The sequence below is a fragment of the Myxococcus sp. CA005 genome (assembly GCF_006518205.1).
GTDB lineage: Bacteria > Myxococcota > Myxococcia > Myxococcales > Myxococcaceae > Myxococcus > Myxococcus xanthus.
In genome coordinates this window covers 97,101-113,685 of sequence record NZ_SRLV01000020.1, presented here as the reverse complement: position 1 = coordinate 113,685, position 16,585 = coordinate 97,101, and the positions used below count along the sequence as shown (strand labels likewise).

Here is a 16,585-nt window from a genome sequence, read left to right as displayed (position 1 = left end):
CTGCTCCGGGGGGAGGGCTGGAGCGTGCGCTATGATTCGGGCGTGGTGGTGTACCGCCCCGGGCCGGAGGGGGCATGGCGACCGCCGCTGCTCGTGGCCCGCGCCGCGCTCACCCTGGGCGCACCCGAGGCGGATGTGTATTCCCTCAGCCTGCCCATGAATGACTTCGGCCTTCGGCCGGGCCTCACCCTGGCCCTGCAAGGGAGCACGGAGCCCGGGGGCGACGCACGCTCCTGGGGCGTGGACGCGCTCCTGCGCCTGCGCCCGCTGGTGCTCTCGGCCGAGCTCCACCAGGTAGCATCCCCCCAGGGACACGCGCTGCTCGCTCACGTCCGCGCGGGCCTCAACCTGCCGGGGCCGGGGGCCACGGTGCTCGAGCCGTGGGCGCTGGTGGCGCGAGTCACGGGCGGCGCCCTGGCGGACGCCCCGGGCGGGGCGCGGCTGGATGCCGGGCTCAGTTGGTATCTCCGTCGGCAGGCGCTTCGAGCCACGCTGGGCGGGAGCTGGCGGCCTCCCGGGCACGCCGCGTCCGGGGGGCATCTCGGCCTGTCGCTTCAGCACCGGCGCTAGGTCTTGCGCGATGTAACCTCCTGGCGCCATCCAGGAAGGCATCCTGGTGACTGGGCGTTCTTCCGATGAGGAGGCGAAGGGCGGATGTCGACGCGAACCGATGAGCAGTTGATGGAGGCCGCGCGCGCTGGCGACGACAAGGCCCTGGACGAGGTCCTCGCCCGCCATGAGAAGCAGGTGTACCGATTTGGCCTGCGCATGTGCGGCTCCGAGGAGGACGCCATGGAGGTCCTCCAGGAGACGCTGTTCTCCGCCTTCCGGGGCATCCACGCGTTTCGGGGGGACGCGGCGCTGTCCACCTGGTTGTACCAGGTGGCCCGCACGCACTGCTTCCGCCTGCGCCGCCGTCGCGTCGGCGCGCCGGAGGACTTCCAGCCGCTCGACTCGCCCGCGGCCACGAACGTCGCGGCGGAGGAGGCGACGCCGGACATGGTCTCCCACGCGCGGCAGATGGGCGAGGTGTTGCAGGCGGCCATCCTCGCGCTGCCGGAGGCGCATCGAGAGGTGCTCATCCTCCGGGACGTGGAGGGGCTCACGGCCGAGGACGCGGCCAGCGTGGTGGGCATCGAGGTGCGTGCGCTCAAGAGCCGGTTGCACCGCGCGCGGCTCCAGATGCGCGAGCACCTCGCCACCCTCCTGGGGGAGGGCGCCCACGGACAGGGCGCGGGGTGTCCGGAGCTGGCGCAGGAGCTGTCGGAGTTCGCCGCGGAGGAGGTGGACCAGGCCGCCTGTGTGCGCCTGGAGGACCATCTGTCCCGCTGCCCCCGCTGCAGCGACGCGTGTGACGCGCTCAAGCGCACGGTGTCCCTGTGCCGGCGCATCCCCGGGGATGAGGTCCCCGCGCCCGTGCGCGCGGCGGTACGGCAGGCGCTGTCACGCGCGCTGCCCGCCTGAGCCCGCTCGCCTTGGAGCACCGGGAGCCCTGGGGCGCGGCCTACGGGGCCGAACGGGCCTCCTCGGCGGCGGGCGCCGCGAGCGCAGCGTAGATTTCGAACCACGCCAGGTACGAACGCCAGGCCGGGTCACGCAGCTCGACCAGGGTGCGGCGCGCCTTGCCCAGTCGCTGAGGCACGTCGAAGGGCAAGCCTCCGTCGCCCTTCACATTCAACTGTGCCGCGAACCAGAGCACGTCCAGTTGCCCCGGATCGACGTTCGCGTGCGTCCGCGCGACCAGCGAGTCGGAGTGCTTCAACGCCTCGCCCAGCCAGCGCGCCGCCTGTGCCGGGTCCTGCTGGTCCACCGCGTTCTCCGCCAGCCGCAGCTCCGCCAGCGTCACGGCGCGGATGTCCTCATCGCGGTCCAACTGGTCGAACTGCGCAAGGTACAGCTTGCGCCGCGTTTCGAGCGCCCGCGCCGCGGCGTCCAGGCGTCCCAGCCGGGTCTCCGCGTTCGCGCGCAGGCCCGAGGCGATGAGGCGGTAGGAGCGCAGGACATGCTCCGGCGTGGAGTGGGCCCACTTCAACGCGCTCCGGACACCGGGCGTCGCCAGGTCTCGCTCGACCTGCTCCAGGTCCTCCAAGGTCCGCTGCGGCTGACCAGCACCCAGCGCCGCTGCGCCGCGCGCCAGCCGCACCACCATCCGGTTGCGCAGGCCCTCTTCGTCCTGGGGGCTCGCTTCCACGAGCGGCAGCTCCCGGTCATAGAGCGTCAGCGCCCGTTCGAAGCGGCCCGCGGCGAGGTTGTAGAGCGCGGCGCGGTCCAGGGCCAGCGGGAGGAACCTGGACAGCCGCTGCGTGGTCTCCACCATGGCCAGGGCCTTGTCCGCCGCCTGGGCCGCGTCGGCTTCACGGTCGACGTGGAGCAGCGCGTGGGCCCGCGCCATGGACACCGCGAGCCCCGCCCAATTGTCCGCGTACGGCAGCTTGTCCCGCTGTTCGAGGTAGCCCAGGGCGATGTGGAAGTTGCCCACCTGCGTGTGCAGCAGCCCCAGCGCGCCGAGAATCATGGCCCGGTAGCGGACGTTGTTCCGCATCAGGTCCAGGGCCACCATGTAGTAGCGGTTGGCGCGCTCGGCGGCGGCGGGGTTGCGGTTGCGCAGGAAGTCCTCGTGATGGATGGCGCCCAGGAGCGCCTGCACCACGCGCTGGTTCTTCAGCTCCGGCCACGCGGCACGCAGCTCCCTCACCGCCGAGGTCACGGCCTGCGCATGGGCATCCCCCTCCAACTTGGAGAGCTGGCGCGCGGTGACGTAGGCCTTCACGAAGTGCGCGAGCGGCTTCGCCATGTTCGGAGCGGTGGTGGTGACTTCCTTCTCCACCACATCCGGACTGACGCCGGCTCGCAAGCGCAGGTTCATGGCTTCGACGGCGCTCTCCAGCGAGCCCGTCCGCTGCGTCACCAGGTCGAAGTCCGCACGCGCCATGTCCTGGCGTTGCCGCGCCAGCCGCCGGTAGGCGCGGCCCATTATTGCGCGGCGAAAGAGCCGCTCGGCGCGGCGTCGCTCCTCGCTCCCCGGTGGCGTGTCGTCGACGTAGACCATCGCCAGCGATTCCATGATGCCATCGGCGCCGAGCCCCGCCGCCCGCTCCACGGCGTCCTGAACCAGGACCCGTCTGCGCAGCGGGTCCTTCTGCTGCCGGTAGAATCCGAGCAGCGCCTCCCGCACGGCACGAGGAGGCCGCTCGCTTCGGAGCGCATTGATGTGGCGGCCCAGCTCCAGCGCGTACGCGTAGGCCGAACCAACGGGCGCTGTCGTGAGTGCCTGCGCCATCGCCGCGTCCGCCTCGTCGTAGGGGCGTCCCCGGTACAGGGCGCGGACCGCGGCGCGAGCGAAGTCGAGCTGGTCGTCGGCCGGGAAGATGCGGTGCTCGGAGAGCCGCCGGCCCGCTTCAATCAAGGGCTCGCGCTCATGGAGCTTCCGGTACAGCGCGTCTGCTCGCGCGTGGTACGCCTCCAGCACCGCGCGCGGCGTGGTGTCGGCGATTTCGGCCGCCTCCAGCTCCTTCCGGGCCCGCGTGAAGTCACCCGCGTCATCCGCCAGCTCACTGCGCACCACGCGCTGGAAGACAGCGGCCGCGGGGCTGGGCGCGTTCGCGGGATCCAGCGCGGCCATGCGCTTCTGCTCCGCGACACTCAGCTCCTCCACCATGCGGCCCCGCTCGCGCTCCTTCATGGCTCGCCGGTGTTCGATGAGGACGCGGAGCGGTTCCTCCAGGCCCGCGGTGGCGGGGTCGCTCACCGAGCCCAGGTGGCGGGCGTAGAACTCCGCCGCGCTGAAGTCCTCGTAGGCCAGGTGCAGCATGCTCATGCGCATCATCAGCAGGCGGCGAAGTCTGGGCCGCGTCTCGAGCAGCAGCCGGTGGCGATAGAGCAGCAGCTCATCGGCGCGGCGGCCCACCATCCTCAGCTCTTCGCTGAGCCGGCGTGCATCCCAGGCACTGGGGACCTGGCCATCCAGCGGCATCTGGTACACGTCCAGGGACTGCGCGCGTGAACAGGTCGCCGCCAGAGCCGTGGCCGCGGGCGCCGGGTACTGGCAGTTCCAGGAGGCACTGGTGAGCTGGTCCGGATTGGCGGCGGCGGCTTGCTCGGCGGCGTCGTCACGCTCCGTCGCGAATGGCACCCGGAACAGCACGCCGCTGTCGCTGGCATCGATGACGCCATCCGCATTCGAGTCCGTGAAGAACTGCACCACGTACAGGTAGCGCCCATCCCGGGAGAACGTCGGCTGTCCCGTCTGCCCCGGGATGTCGAGCGACAGCGGGACGGGCTTCGCGCCGGGGGCATCCAGGCGCAGCGCCTCCAGATGGGGCGCGGCGCGCGCGGCGAAGCCGGGGCCCACCTGCCGCACGGAGCGCTCGATGGGGACGTACACCAGCCAGCGCCCATCGGGGGAGAGGGTCGGGCTGGTCAGGTTCCGCTCGAGCAGGGGCGTCACGCGCCACTCGCCGCCCAGCTCGACGCGCGACAGGTGGAGGTCGCCCTGGATGGTGGTCCGGCTCACCAGCGCGATGTGCGACGCGTCCATCCACTCCGCCTGGAGGGCGTTGGCGTCTCCTTCGAGACACCTGCGCTCTTTCGCGGTGGGCAACTCGCGCACGCAAAGCTGGCCACCGGCCTGGTTGCGGAACGAGATGTAGAGCAGGTGCTTGCCGTCGGGACTGATGCGCGGCCAGGTGACATCCGCGCCTTCGTCGAACAGCCGGCGCTCGCGTCCGCGCTCCAGGTCCTGCGTGAAGATTTCGGTCGCGATGCTGCGGTTGGACGCGAAGATCAACGTGTTCCCATCAGGCGCCAACTGCCCCAGGAACTGGTCGCCCACGCCCACGGTGAGCCGGGTGGGCGTGCGCAGTCCTCCATCGTTCTCATCGTCCTGCGCCCAGACGCTCCCCGCGATCAGCGTCACCAGGGCCACGACGCCCCGTCTCCGCCGCGTCAGCACTGCTTCTCTCCCCAGGTCCCATCCTCGGCCTCGACCCAACCGCCGCAGACGACACCCTCCGCGTGCACCTTGTGCCAGTTCCGGCGCAGCGTCTCTTCCGGGACGTCGGGGCGGGCCGACCGCATCCACTTCCAGAGCAACTGACGGGAGCGATTCACCCGCTCGACCAGGGCCACGTCGTCGGCTGTCATTCGCCCGGCCTGGCAGCGGCGCCGGGTATTCACCAGCAGCCCGTCCCGCCCTTCGCCCACGCAGTGGCGACGGAGCAGGTCGTCAACGCGGTCCGCGGGCGTCCTGCCGATGTTCTCCACCAGCGGCGTGGGCTGGATGCCCAGCTCTTCCAGTTGATTGGGTGTGAATGGCACCGGCGTGGGATTCATGCCCGCGCGAGCCAGCCGCTGCTCCACGTCCTTGAACGAGCCCGAGGCCTGTTCCTCGAGCGCCGTCGCGCGGTCCACCATGACAATCTCCGGTGCGCTGATGCACCCGGACGTGGCGAGGGCGGCCCACAGCAGCAACCCACGGTGTTTCATGGCGTGGTCTCCGGAGGAGTCATGGATTTGATGAGCTGGTCGACGATGGGGCCCATGGGGATGCCTCGGATTTCGTCGATGCTGAGCAGCTTCGCCAGGCCGCCCATGGTGATGCGCAGGCTGCCGAAGCCGTGGTTGAAGCTCACCCGCACGTGCTCCGGGTAGCCCAGCCGCAAGGCATAGCGGACCCGGTTGGTGGCGGGGTTGACATGGCGGGGGTCTTCGATGTCGAGCAGGTCCAGCAGGTGGCGGTTGCCAATGCGCAGAATCTCCGCGCGGCCATTGATGCTGCGGTCCTTCGCGGAGATGACCACGGCGGCATTGCCGTCGAAGGGCTCGCCTCGGGAGGACTGGACCCCGGTGGCTCGCACGCGGGCCTCCAGGGTGGAGTGCTTGCCTTGCCAGTCCAGGAGCCACTGTCCGGTGATGCGCCCACCGCGAACCCCCATCTCCAACTGCGTCATGGAGACGACGTGCTGGTCGATGGACAGGTTCCCCGCCAGGGGCGCGACGGCGACGAGCGGCGTGCTGATGCGTTTGGCGGACACATACCCGCTGCGGGAGAGCAGGGGATGCTGGTCGGCGAAACGAAGCATCGGGTACGGGTTCACGTCGATGTCGCTCAGCAGCCGCAGTTGTCCCTCGCTGAACTCGAGGTTCTCGGTGAGCGGGACGTTGCCGTCCATCCCTTCAATCTCGAACCCCTGCTCGGGCAGGCGCAGGTTCAAGTCCTGGAGGAGCAGGTTGGAGACGGTCCGGAAGACGACGAGGTCGGGTGAGCCCACGCGGAAGTCGACGGTGACCTTGCCGCTTCCCTCCAGCATCCCGGGGCGCGCGAGCCTGGCCATGTCCTGCGACAGCTCGCCCCGGAGCCCCAGGCGGCGCCGGTCCTCGCTGAGGTCGAGCCGCCCCCGGACCTTTAAATGGGTGCTGGTCCCCGCGTTGGTCAGTTGGAGCTGGGGAACATGGATGACGCCCGTGGGCTTGCGCCGCGCGGAGAACGTCGCTTCCACGTCCTGGACCGGATAGGGCAGCGCCGGGTTCTGTTCGAGCGCGCGAAGCTTCAAGTGCTGCTTCAGCTCGATGTCATCCGCTTCCAGCGCCTCGGCGAAGCTGGCGGTGGTGTCGCTGGTCAGCTCCGAGAAGGACAGCCGCCGATCGCTCAATCCGACCGTGAGCTTCTCCACGCGCAGGTCACTGTGAACGGTTCGCTTGGGACCTTCGACGCGAGACGCCAGCTGCCAATGCAGCGCGGGAACGTTGAGCGAAAGGGCGTCCTGCCTCCAGCGCAGGCCCCGCGCGCTCACCACCGCTGTTCCATCGAAGCTGGCGGTACGCGCCGGGTCCGGGGCGAGTCGCGGGGTGCCATCGGCTGTGACACCCGTGAGCACGCCGCGAAGCGTGCCGTGCAGCTCGATGCCCACCGCGAGCCGCCCGGCATCCAGCTCCGGGGGCACCTGCGCCATGGCCAGCAAGGGCGCCAGGGGGCCCAGTGGGGGAATGTCGCCCTTCACGTCGATGCGAAGGGCGCGGGCCTTCCGGTCGAACGCCGCCGCGGCGTCCAGCATGACCTTCGGCCCTTCATGACTGGTGAGGCCCAACCGGAACGCGGGCTTCCGGCGGTTGAGGTCCAGGGTCAGCGTCTGATGCTGGAGCCCCATGTCCTTCTCACCAGTCCGGAGCCCTTCGATTCGCAGGTCCACATCGCCCTGGTGGCGCCAGGCGTCACCCCGCGAGCGCATCACGACGGCGACGTCGCTGGCCGTCACGTTGTCCCACGCGGGCCGTTGCAGCTTCAGCTCCGTGCGGTGCTCCAGCCGGGGCGCGGATGAGAAGAGCGCCTTCACGCTGCCCTTGGAGTCCAGGCTCACGCCCAGGTGCCGCCACGGAATGCGCGCCGCGACCGAGTCGGGAATGAAGGGGCGGGCGGCGGCGAGGTCCGGGGTCCGAGCGGCCAGGGTGTAAGACACCGCGTCGGTGTCCTTGGTGGCATCCAGGGACGCCTGAATGTCGCCGATGTCGAGCACGAGCTGCGCGCGGCCTCGGCTGAGCTGGGGCTCGTCGAGCTGTGGGAACGCGTTCGACGCATCGAGCTTCACGCGCACGGGGCCTTTCAGCAGCGTGCGCCCATCCGGCGACGACACATGGAGCGCCCCGACGGGCACGTTCGCGCTCAGTGCGAGGGGAGGTGCTGCCGCCAGCGGCGCGCTGAGCTGGAAGCCCATCCGTTCGGCCTGCGCTCGGAGGTCGGGAGTCCGGAGGTCCAGGGACTCCACCATGCCCGACAGGCTCGCGTTCCCGGCGACCTGGAGCGGGGATGAGGGCTCTGGGCGGAGCTGATGTCCCTTCACTTCACCGTGGGCCTTTGGAATCCGCAGGGCCGTGGGGCCTCCCACGTCGAGGCCATCGATTCCGAACGTCAGCTGCGCGGAGAGCCCTTGCCGCGGATCAGGTGTCGCCACCAGGGTGACGCGTCCTCCGCCGAGCGCCAGCCGGACTGGCTCACCCGTCACCCGGAGCGACGCGACGTCCACGTCCAGGCCCAGTCTGCCGCGAGGCCCCAGTTGAGGCATCGCGCTCAGGGTGACGTCTTGTGCGTCCAGCTTGACCTTGCCGCGCTCGAGCGTGAACGGACGCCATTCGGGAGGGATTGCCGCCAGCAGCCTTCCAAGCTCGATGTCCGCCAGGGCGCGTGTCACGACCGGGGGCGCGTCCGCGGCATCCGGGAGCACGGCCTGGGCCTCGAGCTCCGCGCTGTCCGTCAACTGGGTGCGCTCCAGCTCCACGGCGATGTGGCGCTTCTCGACATCGAACCGCGCGGCCACCGCGCCGTGAAGCAGCGACCGGACCGAGAAGCGTGGGTCGAAGGTCTGCTGGGTGACATCGAGGTCCACCTGCGCGCGAGCGGCCGAAGCACCAGCCTCCAGCGAAAGGGCGAACGCCAACTCCGCGAGGGCCGGGGGCGTGGCGGCGCCTTCGTGGCGCAGTTCCAGCGGCAGCGGGGCGCCCGCCTGGCCCAGGTTCGCGAAGACCTTCCATTCCCCGTCGTGTTGCTTCGCTTCGACCCGCGCCGCGAGCCCGCCCAGGGACCAGCGCTCGGCGACTTCGCCACGCTGGACGCGGACGTAGCTCAGCGACACGCCCGTCACATCGACGTGCCCGACAGGAAGCGGCGCTCCCAGGAGGTTGGCGACCTGCTGGGAGGCACTCACCGGCGCTTCAACGGGCGGCGGCTCTGGGGCTTCAGGTCCCGTCAGTCCCGTGAGGGAGGTGGCGCCTGAATCGTCAGCGACCAGGGCGAGCGCCACGTCCCGCACCACCACCCGCTCAATCCGGATGGGACCGGTCACCAGCGCACGGGGCGACCAGTGCGCCTCCAACGTGCCGACGCGCAGCAACTCGGGCGCGGCGGTATGGAACGGAGCGGGTGTCAGCACCACCAGCCCACCCAACTTCAACCCCGAGAGGAGCTCGACCTGGGCGACCTGGTAGTCCACCTGGAGCCCGGTGGCCGCCTTCACCTCGGAGACAATGGGCTGCTTCAGCCAGGGACTGTCCAGGTTGCGCAACACCACCACGGCAGCGACCAGTGCCAGCGCGGGGAGCACGACTAGGATTGTAAAAACCACGCCCGCGATGATTCGAGCCCACCGCCGGCGAGGACGTTCAGCTGTGGTGGAATCCATGTGGCCCGGTTGACGCGCGCGGCCATCATGGTCGGGGGCCTGTACGAAGTCGAGGAGACGTTGTGGGCAGGCGGGCAGGCATGGGGCGGTTGCACGGACGGTGTGGGGAGGGCCGCCAGGCTCCCTGGCGGCCCGTCACCGGCTCAAGGCGCCTGCGTCAGTTCCCTGAGCGCGCGCCGGTTGAGCTTGCCGTTGGGAGTCCGGGGCAGCTCGGGCAGCACGCGGACCTCGTCGACAATCATGTAGCGAGGCAACCGCTCCGCGCAGTGCTTCTTCACCTTGAGCAGGGAAGGGGGCTTGCTGGCGCCGCTGACCACGAAGGCCACCAGCCGCGCTTCCAGGCCGGAGCCGGTGGCAATCACGCCTGCCTCGCGGATGTCCGGGTGCGTGAGCAGCGCCGCTTCGATTTCGCCCGCTTCGATGCGGCGCCCGCGCACCTTCAGCATGTTGTCGCGGCGGCCCAGGTATTCGAACGTGCCGTCCGGCACCTCGCGGCAGCGGTCCCCCGTGGCATACGGCCCGCTCCCATGGCGGGGCTGGCCCCAGTAGCCCAGCATCACCGTGGGGCCTTCCACCATCAGCTCGCCCACGCCGTCGCCTTCCTCCCGCGCTTCCTCTGAGCCCGGCGGCGGCCGGGCCAACCACACGCGGTTGCCACAGCTCGCTCGGCCAATGGGCACCGGCTCGGTGCGGTGGGGCGAAATGTCCGTCACCTCATGGAAGGTGCAGACGTTGGTCTCCGTGGGTCCATAGAGGTTGAAGAACCGCGCCTGTGGCAGGTGCTCACGAAGCGGGCGCAGGTGCCGGATGGGGAACGGCTCGCCGGCGAAGAGCACGGCGCGGAAGGGCAGCGCCCCATGCTTCAGCAGGCCGCCTTCCTGCATCATCAGCATCAGCGCCGACGGCACCGAGTACCAACAGGTGAACCGCTCGCGGAGGACCAGCTCCACCAGCTTCTCCGGCGCGAAGGCCAGCGCCTCCGGGATGAGCGTGACGGACGCGCCGCCCATGAAGGCCGCATACAGGTCCAGCACCGAGAGGTCGAAGAAGAACGGCGCGTGGTTGCTGAAGCGGTCCTCCGGTGTGGTGCCCAGGAGCGCATGGCACCACTCGATGAAGGCCATCGCGTTCCGCTGGCTGATGCACACGCCCTTGGGCGTTCCCGTGGAGCCTGACGTGTAGAGGATGTACGCCAGGTCGTGGTCGCCCGCGCCGTGCGGCGGCAGCGGCTCAGATGAAAAACCGGACAGCCGGTTCCAGCAGATCTCGGGCCCCTTGTCGTCCACCAGCAGGTAGCGCAGCCGGCTCACGCCGGCGTTGTGGAGCTCGGACGCGCGCGTGGTGGTGGTCACCATCACGTCAATGCCGCAGTCGTCGAGGATGAGCCGCGTTCGCGTCGCGGGGTTCAGCGGGTCCAAGGGGACGTAGGCGGCGCCCAGCCGGGCAATGCCCTGCATCGCGGCGACGGCGCGCACGGACTTTTCCGTCCACAGCCCCACGCGGTCTCCCTGCTTCACGCCCAGCTCCTGGAGCGCGCGGGCGATGCGGTTGGCGAGCGCGTCCAACTGGCCGTAGGTGAGGGTCCCGTCGGGACCCTTGATGGCGATGGACTCGGGAGCCTTCGCCGCTGCACGGATGACGATTTGGTCGAGTGTCATAGGCCGAGCTGGTTGGCGATGATGTCGCGTTGGATTTCGGAGGTGCCGGAGAAGATGGCGCTGGGAATGGCGTCACGCAGCACGCGCTCGATGCCCGTTTCGGCCACGTAGCCCATGCCGCCGTGAATCTGGATGGCGTCCAGGCCGCTCTGGATGGCGGCCTCGCTGATGGCCAGCTTGGCCAGGGACACTTCCATGACGGCGTCCTGGCCTCGGTCCATCTTCCAGCAGGCCTGGTACAGCAGCAGCCGGGATGCCTCCAGCCGCTGCTTCATGTCCGCCAGCTTGTGGGAGATGGCCTGGTTCTTCCCCAGGGCCTTCTTGAACTGCTTGCGGGTCCGGGCGAAGTCCGCCGTCTGTTCGAGCACCCGCTCCATCACGCCCACGTAGGCGGCGAAGAGGCACGCGCGCTCCCACTGCATGGAGCGCTTGAACATCGCCGCGCCCTGGCCCTCCGCACCCAGCCGCGCGGACTCCGGGACACGGCACCCCTCCAGGTAGATGGGGGCGATGGGCGACGTGGACAGCCCCATCTTCTCGAAGGCGCGCCCGACGGACAGTCCCGGCGTGTCCTTCTCGACGAGGAAGGCGCTCAGGCCCATGTACCCATGGGCCGGCTGCGTGGCGGCGTAGACGAGGAAGACGTCCGCGGAGGGGCCATTGGTGACGTAGCTCTTGCCACCATCGAGCACGTAGCTGTCGCCGTCCCGCACCGCGCGCGTCTTCAGGGCAAACACATCCGAGCCCGCTTCGGGTTCGGAGATGGCGTTGGCGCCCACCCATTCCCCCGAGCACAGGCGGGGCAGGTACCGGGACTTCTGCGCGTCATCCCCGCTCTCCAGGATGGGCATCACGCAGGCGAAGAGGTGAGCTCCCACGGAGAACACCAGTCCGGTGTCCACGCAGCCACGCCCCAGCGCCTCCATCACCCGTGCAGTGGTCAGTGTGTCCAGCCCCAGTCCGCCATGCGCCGCGGGCACGGGCAGCCCCAAGAAGCCGAACTCACCACAGCGTTGCCACAAATCGCGTGGCAGGGCTTCCTTGCTGGGCTTTGCGGCCTCGGGCAACTGCGCTCGCGCGAAGGCGAGGGCACGGTCATAGAGCTCCACCTGCTCGTGAGTCCAACTGAAGTCCATGTTTTCCTGGCGTTCCAACGGGTGACAGCAACGAGGGGGCGCGCTTCGAACGCATTGCGCTCGCGCTGCATGGCCCTCGGAGATGGATGGTGAGACGTGAGAGGAGTCAGGCGAAGTCTCGCGTGCGCGGGAACGAGTCGTCAAGAACCTCGGGGATGGTGGTCGGGAAGTGTGTCTTTTGAGGTGGCGCTGGATGGGATTGAAGTGCGGGGCTCGGTAATTCCTATCTGCTGGGTCTGGCCCGAGGTGGACTCAATGAGTTACAAATGGGCCGGGACGCGATTTTCCGCTGCCGCGGACCACGTGGTCGCGAAGGCCGGCCGCGCATCCGCGATCGGCGGGGAAACGGGCTGAAATGAGGCCCATGACCCGCCCCTCCAGACCATGTATTCCGTTTCGTTTCACTACCCATTGCACTGGGTACGGTGTCACTCATTCCCGGCGCGAGCGCTCGCGCCAGTGCTTTCCAGCCTATGGCCGCGGTAAAATTCTACACGCGGCTGACCTGGTCGAACTGGCTGAGCACTCATCTCAGACCAGGGTATGGGCCAACCTGGTCGGTGATTGACTGGTTTGCTCGTGAGCAGTTTGCTTCGGGCATGGAACGTTGCGTCGTTTTGGATTTGCCTGGATTGAGCGCGAGGTATGTCGGCCCCTCGGCGCCAAACATGCAGGCATTCGTGGAGCGGGGGCGCATGGTGCCGCTCCAGCCCGTCCTGCCGGCGCTGAACTGCACCATGCAGGCGACGTTCCTGACCGGAAGATATCCCAGCGAGCACGGAATCGTCGGAGATGGATGGCTCAACCGGGAGTTGGGAGAGGTCCGCTTCTGGCCCCAATCCGATGGGCTCGTGCAGACGCCGCAGCTCTGGGACGCCGCCCGCAAGCTCGACCCCAGCTTCACCTGCGCCCGCGTGTGCTGGTTCATGAACATGTATTCGAAGGCGGACTACGCCATCACGCCGCAGCCGTCCTTCACCGCGGACGGGCGGGTGGTGCCTGACGTGTTCACGGAGCCGCTCCACCTGCGCAAGCCGCTCGTCGAGGCGCTGGGGAACTTCCCCGCGTATGACTACTGGGGACCCCGCTACAGCATCCGCTCCTCGGAGTGGATCGCCGACGTCGCCATGTGGCTGGAGCAGCGGCACAGCCCCACGCTCTCACTCGTCTTCCTTCCGCACCTGGACTACACGCCGCACACGTTTGGACCGAACGCGAAGGAGATCCACAAGAGCCTCCGGGAGATCGACGACGTCGTCGGGAAGCTGATTGGCTTCTACGAGTCGCGCGGCGTGCGCGTCATCATCCTCTCGGAGTTCGGCGCGGTCCCCGTGTCCCGGGCCGTCCACCTGAACCGCCTCTTCCGCCGCCGAGGGTGGCTGGCGATCCGGGAAGAGGGCGGCCGTGACGTCGTCTATCCCAGCGGCAGTGAGGCGTTCGCCGTCGCGGACATGCAAATCGCGCACATCTATGTCCGGAACCCGGCGCTCCTGGACGAGGTCAAGGCGCTGGTCGAGGCGGAGCCCGGGGTGGCCCAGGTGCTCGATGCCGAGGGCAAGCGCGCCCACCATCTGGACCACCCACGCTCGGGCGAGCTGGTGGCCCTGGCGGAACCGGATGCCTGGTTCACGTACTTCTACTGGCTCGATGACGCGCGTGCGCCGGACTACGCGCGCACCGTCGATATCTACCGCAAGCCGGGCTACGACCCGCTGGAGATGTTCGTGGACCCGAAGCTGGGTCTGCGCATGCTGGAACTGGGGGGCAGTGTCGTGAAGGAGAAGCTGGGCGTACGCTCGCGACTGGAGGTCGTCTCGATGGACGGCTCCCTCCTCAAAGGGGCGCATGGCCTGCCCACCGGCCCGGAGGATGGGCCGGTGCTGATGACACGACATGGCGAGCTGATCGAGGCAGAGACACTCCACGCTACGCAAGTCCACGACCTCATCCTGGCGCACCTGACCGGACAGCAGGCGGCGGCCTGAACGGCTTCCGCGAGCAACCCGAGCGTTGACGCTGCAAGAGGCGGGACACGGCATGAACAAACTTCCTGGGAGCGCCATTGTCATTGGCGCCAGCATCGGTGGGCTCTGCGCCGCGCGCGTGCTGGCGGACCATTTCGAGCGCGTCACCGTCATTGAACGGGACGTGCTCCAGGATGGCCCTCGCCCGGGCGCGCCCCAGGCCAATCACATCCACGTCCTGCTGCGAAAGGGTGTGGACCTGTTGGAGCAGTACTTCCCCGGCCTCGTCGAGCAGATGACGGCGGACGGCATCGAGCCCTTCGACTTCACCCAGGACCTCCGGTGGTTGCAGTTTGGTGACTGGATGCCGCGCCACCGCAGCGGCATCGTCCTGTACCCGCAGACGCGCTGCTCCCTGGAGCGCTACCTGCGAGGGCGGCTTCGCGCCTATTCCAACGTGGAGATCCTGGAGTCGACCTCCGTGCGGGCGCTGCTGGCCACGCCGGATGGGAGGCGGATTCTCGGAGTCCAGACGCATGACCGCCATGGGGACGGCGGCGCGGTGACGAACCGGCTCGCCAACATCGTGGTCGACGCGAGCGGGCGCGGATCGCAACTGGGCAAGTGGTTGTCGGAGTTGGGTTTCAGCCCGCCGGAGGAGAGCCGGCTGCCCATCAACCTCTGCTACGTGTCACGCCTCTTCGAGCAGCCGGAGACAGCCAGGGACTGGCGCGGACTGTGGATCACCCCGCTGCCGCCCGACAAACCGCGCGGCGGGGCGATGCTGGGCGTGGAAGGCAATCGCTGGATTGTGTCCTTGTTCGGCTACGAAGGACACCACCCGCCCCGCGACGAGGACGGATTCGTGGAGTTCGCCCGCAGCCTCCGCGAGCCGGACATCTACGAAGCCATCAAGGACGCGAAGCCCGTCTCGGACGTCGGGGTGTACCGGGTGCCGGACGTGAGATGGCGCCACTTCGAGCGCATCCGGGACTTCCCCGCGGGGTTGCTCGTCCTGGGGGATGCGTGGTGCTACTTCGACCCTGTCTTCGGCCAGGGCATGTCGGTGGCGATGCTGGAGGCGAACCTCCTCAACGAGGCGCTGCACCAACTCGACAGCCTGGAGGCGGTGACCCAGGCCTGGACGGCGTCCTACCTCCGCACGGGCGCGCAGTGGCTCCAGGGCCTCTGGTTCTTCGTGACGGCGGAGGCCATGCGGCATCCCCACGTCCCCGGTGAGCGGACGCGGCTCATCAAGCTGGCCCAGTGGTACGTCGAGGAGCTCTACGCGCTGAACCACGAGCATCCGGAGATCTACCAGGAGTTCCTCAAGCTGATGCACGTCCAGGCGGGGCCGGAGTTCCTCCTGCGCCCGGACATCGCCTTGAGGCTCGCGAAGCGCGCCTGGCAGCAGAAGTCCGAGAAGGGCTTGGGCACCGAGGCACTGTGGCCCGCCAGCCGGGTGGCGCTGGGAGCGCGCTACGCGGGACGGATGCTGGCCAACCTGGTGGTTCCTCAACGGGTCGGCCCGCGTGATCGCATCTGCCACTTCGACACGGAAGTGCTGTGGAAGCCGGACAAGACGCTGGGGTGGTTCGTCCGGGATGCCCTGCGCGCCCAAGGTCTGCTGAGCGAGGCCTCCGAGGTGCGGCGGTTCCTGGAGTACTGGCTCCCGGTGCAGGGCCTGGGCATCGCGAAGAAGGCGTTGATTGAGTTCTCCTATAACGCGGACGAGCCCGGCCTGGGCTTCATGCTCTACGGCGACAATGGGACGGTCACGCGGGCCTTCCGGGAGTACACGCGGCAGCTCGGCATCACCAACGAGGGCGTCGAGCGGTCCGTGGCCATCTGCGAGACGTTCCGGCCTTCGGACCTGGGCCTGGTGCGCGCGGAGTTCAAGCCCGGAGGCCCCACCCGGTATTCCATTGCCGCCAGCTGGCACTTCGACCCCATGCGCGGGCACTCCGGTTTCGATGAGGCGATGAGCCGCCTGCCGGAGCGCTTCCGGGCAGGGCCCTTCGCGGAGCGGGTGAAGACCCATGCTTCCGCGCTGCGGACCGAATACTACCCGCTGTTCCTGGGGTTGAGCTTCCTGGAGGACGGAACACTCGAATCCAAGATGTACCTGGTGCGCTTCGACGCGAATCGGCCTCCATTCCAGCCTGGCTCGGAGCTGTGGCGCTTCCTCCAGGAAATGGGTGTGTCCGCCCCGGAGCTGGAGCGGGTTCGCCAGCTGAACGCGCTGCTCTGGGAGCACTCCGCGGATAAGATGACCCAGGTCGCCATCGAGGCCTCCGAGTTCCAATCCCAGCCCAAGCGCGTCAACCTCATCTACTGCGGGATCCAGACCTCTGTGGTTCTGGAAGCCATCTCCCGGTTCGGGTATCCCGTGTCCTCGAAGCAATCCGTTCGGGACTTCGAGCGGATGATGCAGACCGATCGCGCGAAGTTCGTCGCGGTGCGGGTGGGGCCCGAAGGATTGAGTCCGCGTCTCAAGCTGTACAAGCACGCCCTTTTTGATTTTGGCGATCTGTCCGTGGTGGAGGACGGAGGCCTCGGGCCGCGTGATGCCACGCCGGCCGCAGTGAAAGACGTTTCGGACGTATGTCTTTATTGATTCTTGTTGGTTGAGAATGAAGTTCAAACAGGTGATGAGT

At 68.7% G+C, this 16,585-nt stretch carries 8 protein-coding genes and 1 pseudogene; 4 read left to right on the top strand and 5 right to left on the bottom strand.

The window, feature by feature from the left end:
• Window positions 1-570, top strand: a pseudogene (locus tag FMQ63_RS11700) (hypothetical protein); the annotation flags it as partial.
• Between the two features lie 84 nt (window positions 571-654).
• Complete coding sequence (locus tag FMQ63_RS11695) at window positions 655-1,464, top strand: sigma-70 family RNA polymerase sigma factor (RefSeq protein ID WP_011554312.1); 810 nt, start codon at window positions 655-657, stop codon at window positions 1,462-1,464.
• A gap of 40 nt (window positions 1,465-1,504) precedes the next feature.
• Here FMQ63_RS11695 and FMQ63_RS11690 read toward each other — a convergent pair whose 3' ends face one another.
• The 5 genes from FMQ63_RS11690 to FMQ63_RS11670 all read right to left on the bottom strand — a co-directional run bounded on the left by FMQ63_RS11690 (window position 1,505) and on the right by FMQ63_RS11670 (window position 11,964).
• On the bottom strand, window positions 1,505-4,951 hold the full coding sequence (locus FMQ63_RS11690; protein WP_043611997.1) for a PD40 domain-containing protein: 3,447 nt from the start codon (window positions 4,949-4,951) through the stop codon (window positions 1,505-1,507).
• Window positions 4,945-5,484, bottom strand: coding sequence for a DUF1318 domain-containing protein (locus tag FMQ63_RS11685; RefSeq protein WP_011554310.1), 540 nt, complete (start codon window positions 5,482-5,484; stop codon window positions 4,945-4,947). Before FMQ63_RS11685 ends, FMQ63_RS11690 begins: the two co-directional genes overlap by 7 nt.
• Complete coding sequence (locus tag FMQ63_RS11680; protein WP_011554309.1) at window positions 5,481-9,170, bottom strand: AsmA family protein; 3,690 nt, start codon at window positions 9,168-9,170, stop codon at window positions 5,481-5,483. Before FMQ63_RS11680 ends, FMQ63_RS11685 begins: the two co-directional genes overlap by 4 nt.
• Window positions 9,171-9,313: 143 nt before the next feature.
• On the bottom strand, window positions 9,314-10,828 hold the full coding sequence (locus FMQ63_RS11675; RefSeq protein WP_011554308.1) for an amino acid adenylation domain-containing protein: 1,515 nt from the start codon (window positions 10,826-10,828) through the stop codon (window positions 9,314-9,316).
• A complete protein-coding gene (locus tag FMQ63_RS11670; protein ID WP_011554307.1) occupies window positions 10,825-11,964 on the bottom strand; it encodes an acyl-CoA dehydrogenase family protein in 1,140 nt (379 codons plus the stop codon). Before FMQ63_RS11670 ends, FMQ63_RS11675 begins: the two co-directional genes overlap by 4 nt.
• A 599-nt stretch (window positions 11,965-12,563) precedes the next feature.
• Between FMQ63_RS11670 and FMQ63_RS11665 the strand changes: the two genes are divergently transcribed.
• Window positions 12,564-13,949, top strand: a complete 1,386-nt coding sequence (locus FMQ63_RS11665) for an alkaline phosphatase family protein (RefSeq protein WP_011554306.1) — start codon at window positions 12,564-12,566, stop codon at window positions 13,947-13,949.
• Between the two features lie 52 nt (window positions 13,950-14,001).
• Window positions 14,002-16,545: an NAD(P)/FAD-dependent oxidoreductase gene (locus FMQ63_RS11660; RefSeq protein ID WP_011554305.1), complete on the top strand. Its 2,544-nt coding sequence runs from the start codon at window positions 14,002-14,004 to the stop codon at window positions 16,543-16,545.
• Window positions 16,546-16,585 lie beyond the last annotated feature (40 nt).

What these genes read in the sequence shown, in the direction of transcription:
- FMQ63_RS11695 (WP_011554312.1), top strand. Translation starts at nt 655, where the DNA reads ATGTCGACGCGAACCGATGAGCAGTTGATGGAGGCCGCGCGCGCTGGC.
- FMQ63_RS11685 (WP_011554310.1), bottom strand. Translation starts at nt 5,484, where the DNA reads ATGAAACACCGTGGGTTGCTGCTGTGGGCCGCCCTCGCCACGTCCGGG.
- FMQ63_RS11680 (WP_011554309.1), bottom strand. Translation starts at nt 9,170, where the DNA reads ATGGATTCCACCACAGCTGAACGTCCTCGCCGGCGGTGGGCTCGAATC.
- FMQ63_RS11675 (WP_011554308.1), bottom strand. Translation starts at nt 10,828, where the DNA reads ATGACACTCGACCAAATCGTCATCCGTGCAGCGGCGAAGGCTCCCGAG.
- FMQ63_RS11670 (WP_011554307.1), bottom strand. Translation starts at nt 11,964, where the DNA reads ATGGACTTCAGTTGGACTCACGAGCAGGTGGAGCTCTATGACCGTGCC.
- FMQ63_RS11665 (WP_011554306.1), top strand. Translation starts at nt 12,564, where the DNA reads ATGGAACGTTGCGTCGTTTTGGATTTGCCTGGATTGAGCGCGAGGTAT.
- FMQ63_RS11660 (WP_011554305.1), top strand. Translation starts at nt 14,002, where the DNA reads ATGAACAAACTTCCTGGGAGCGCCATTGTCATTGGCGCCAGCATCGGT.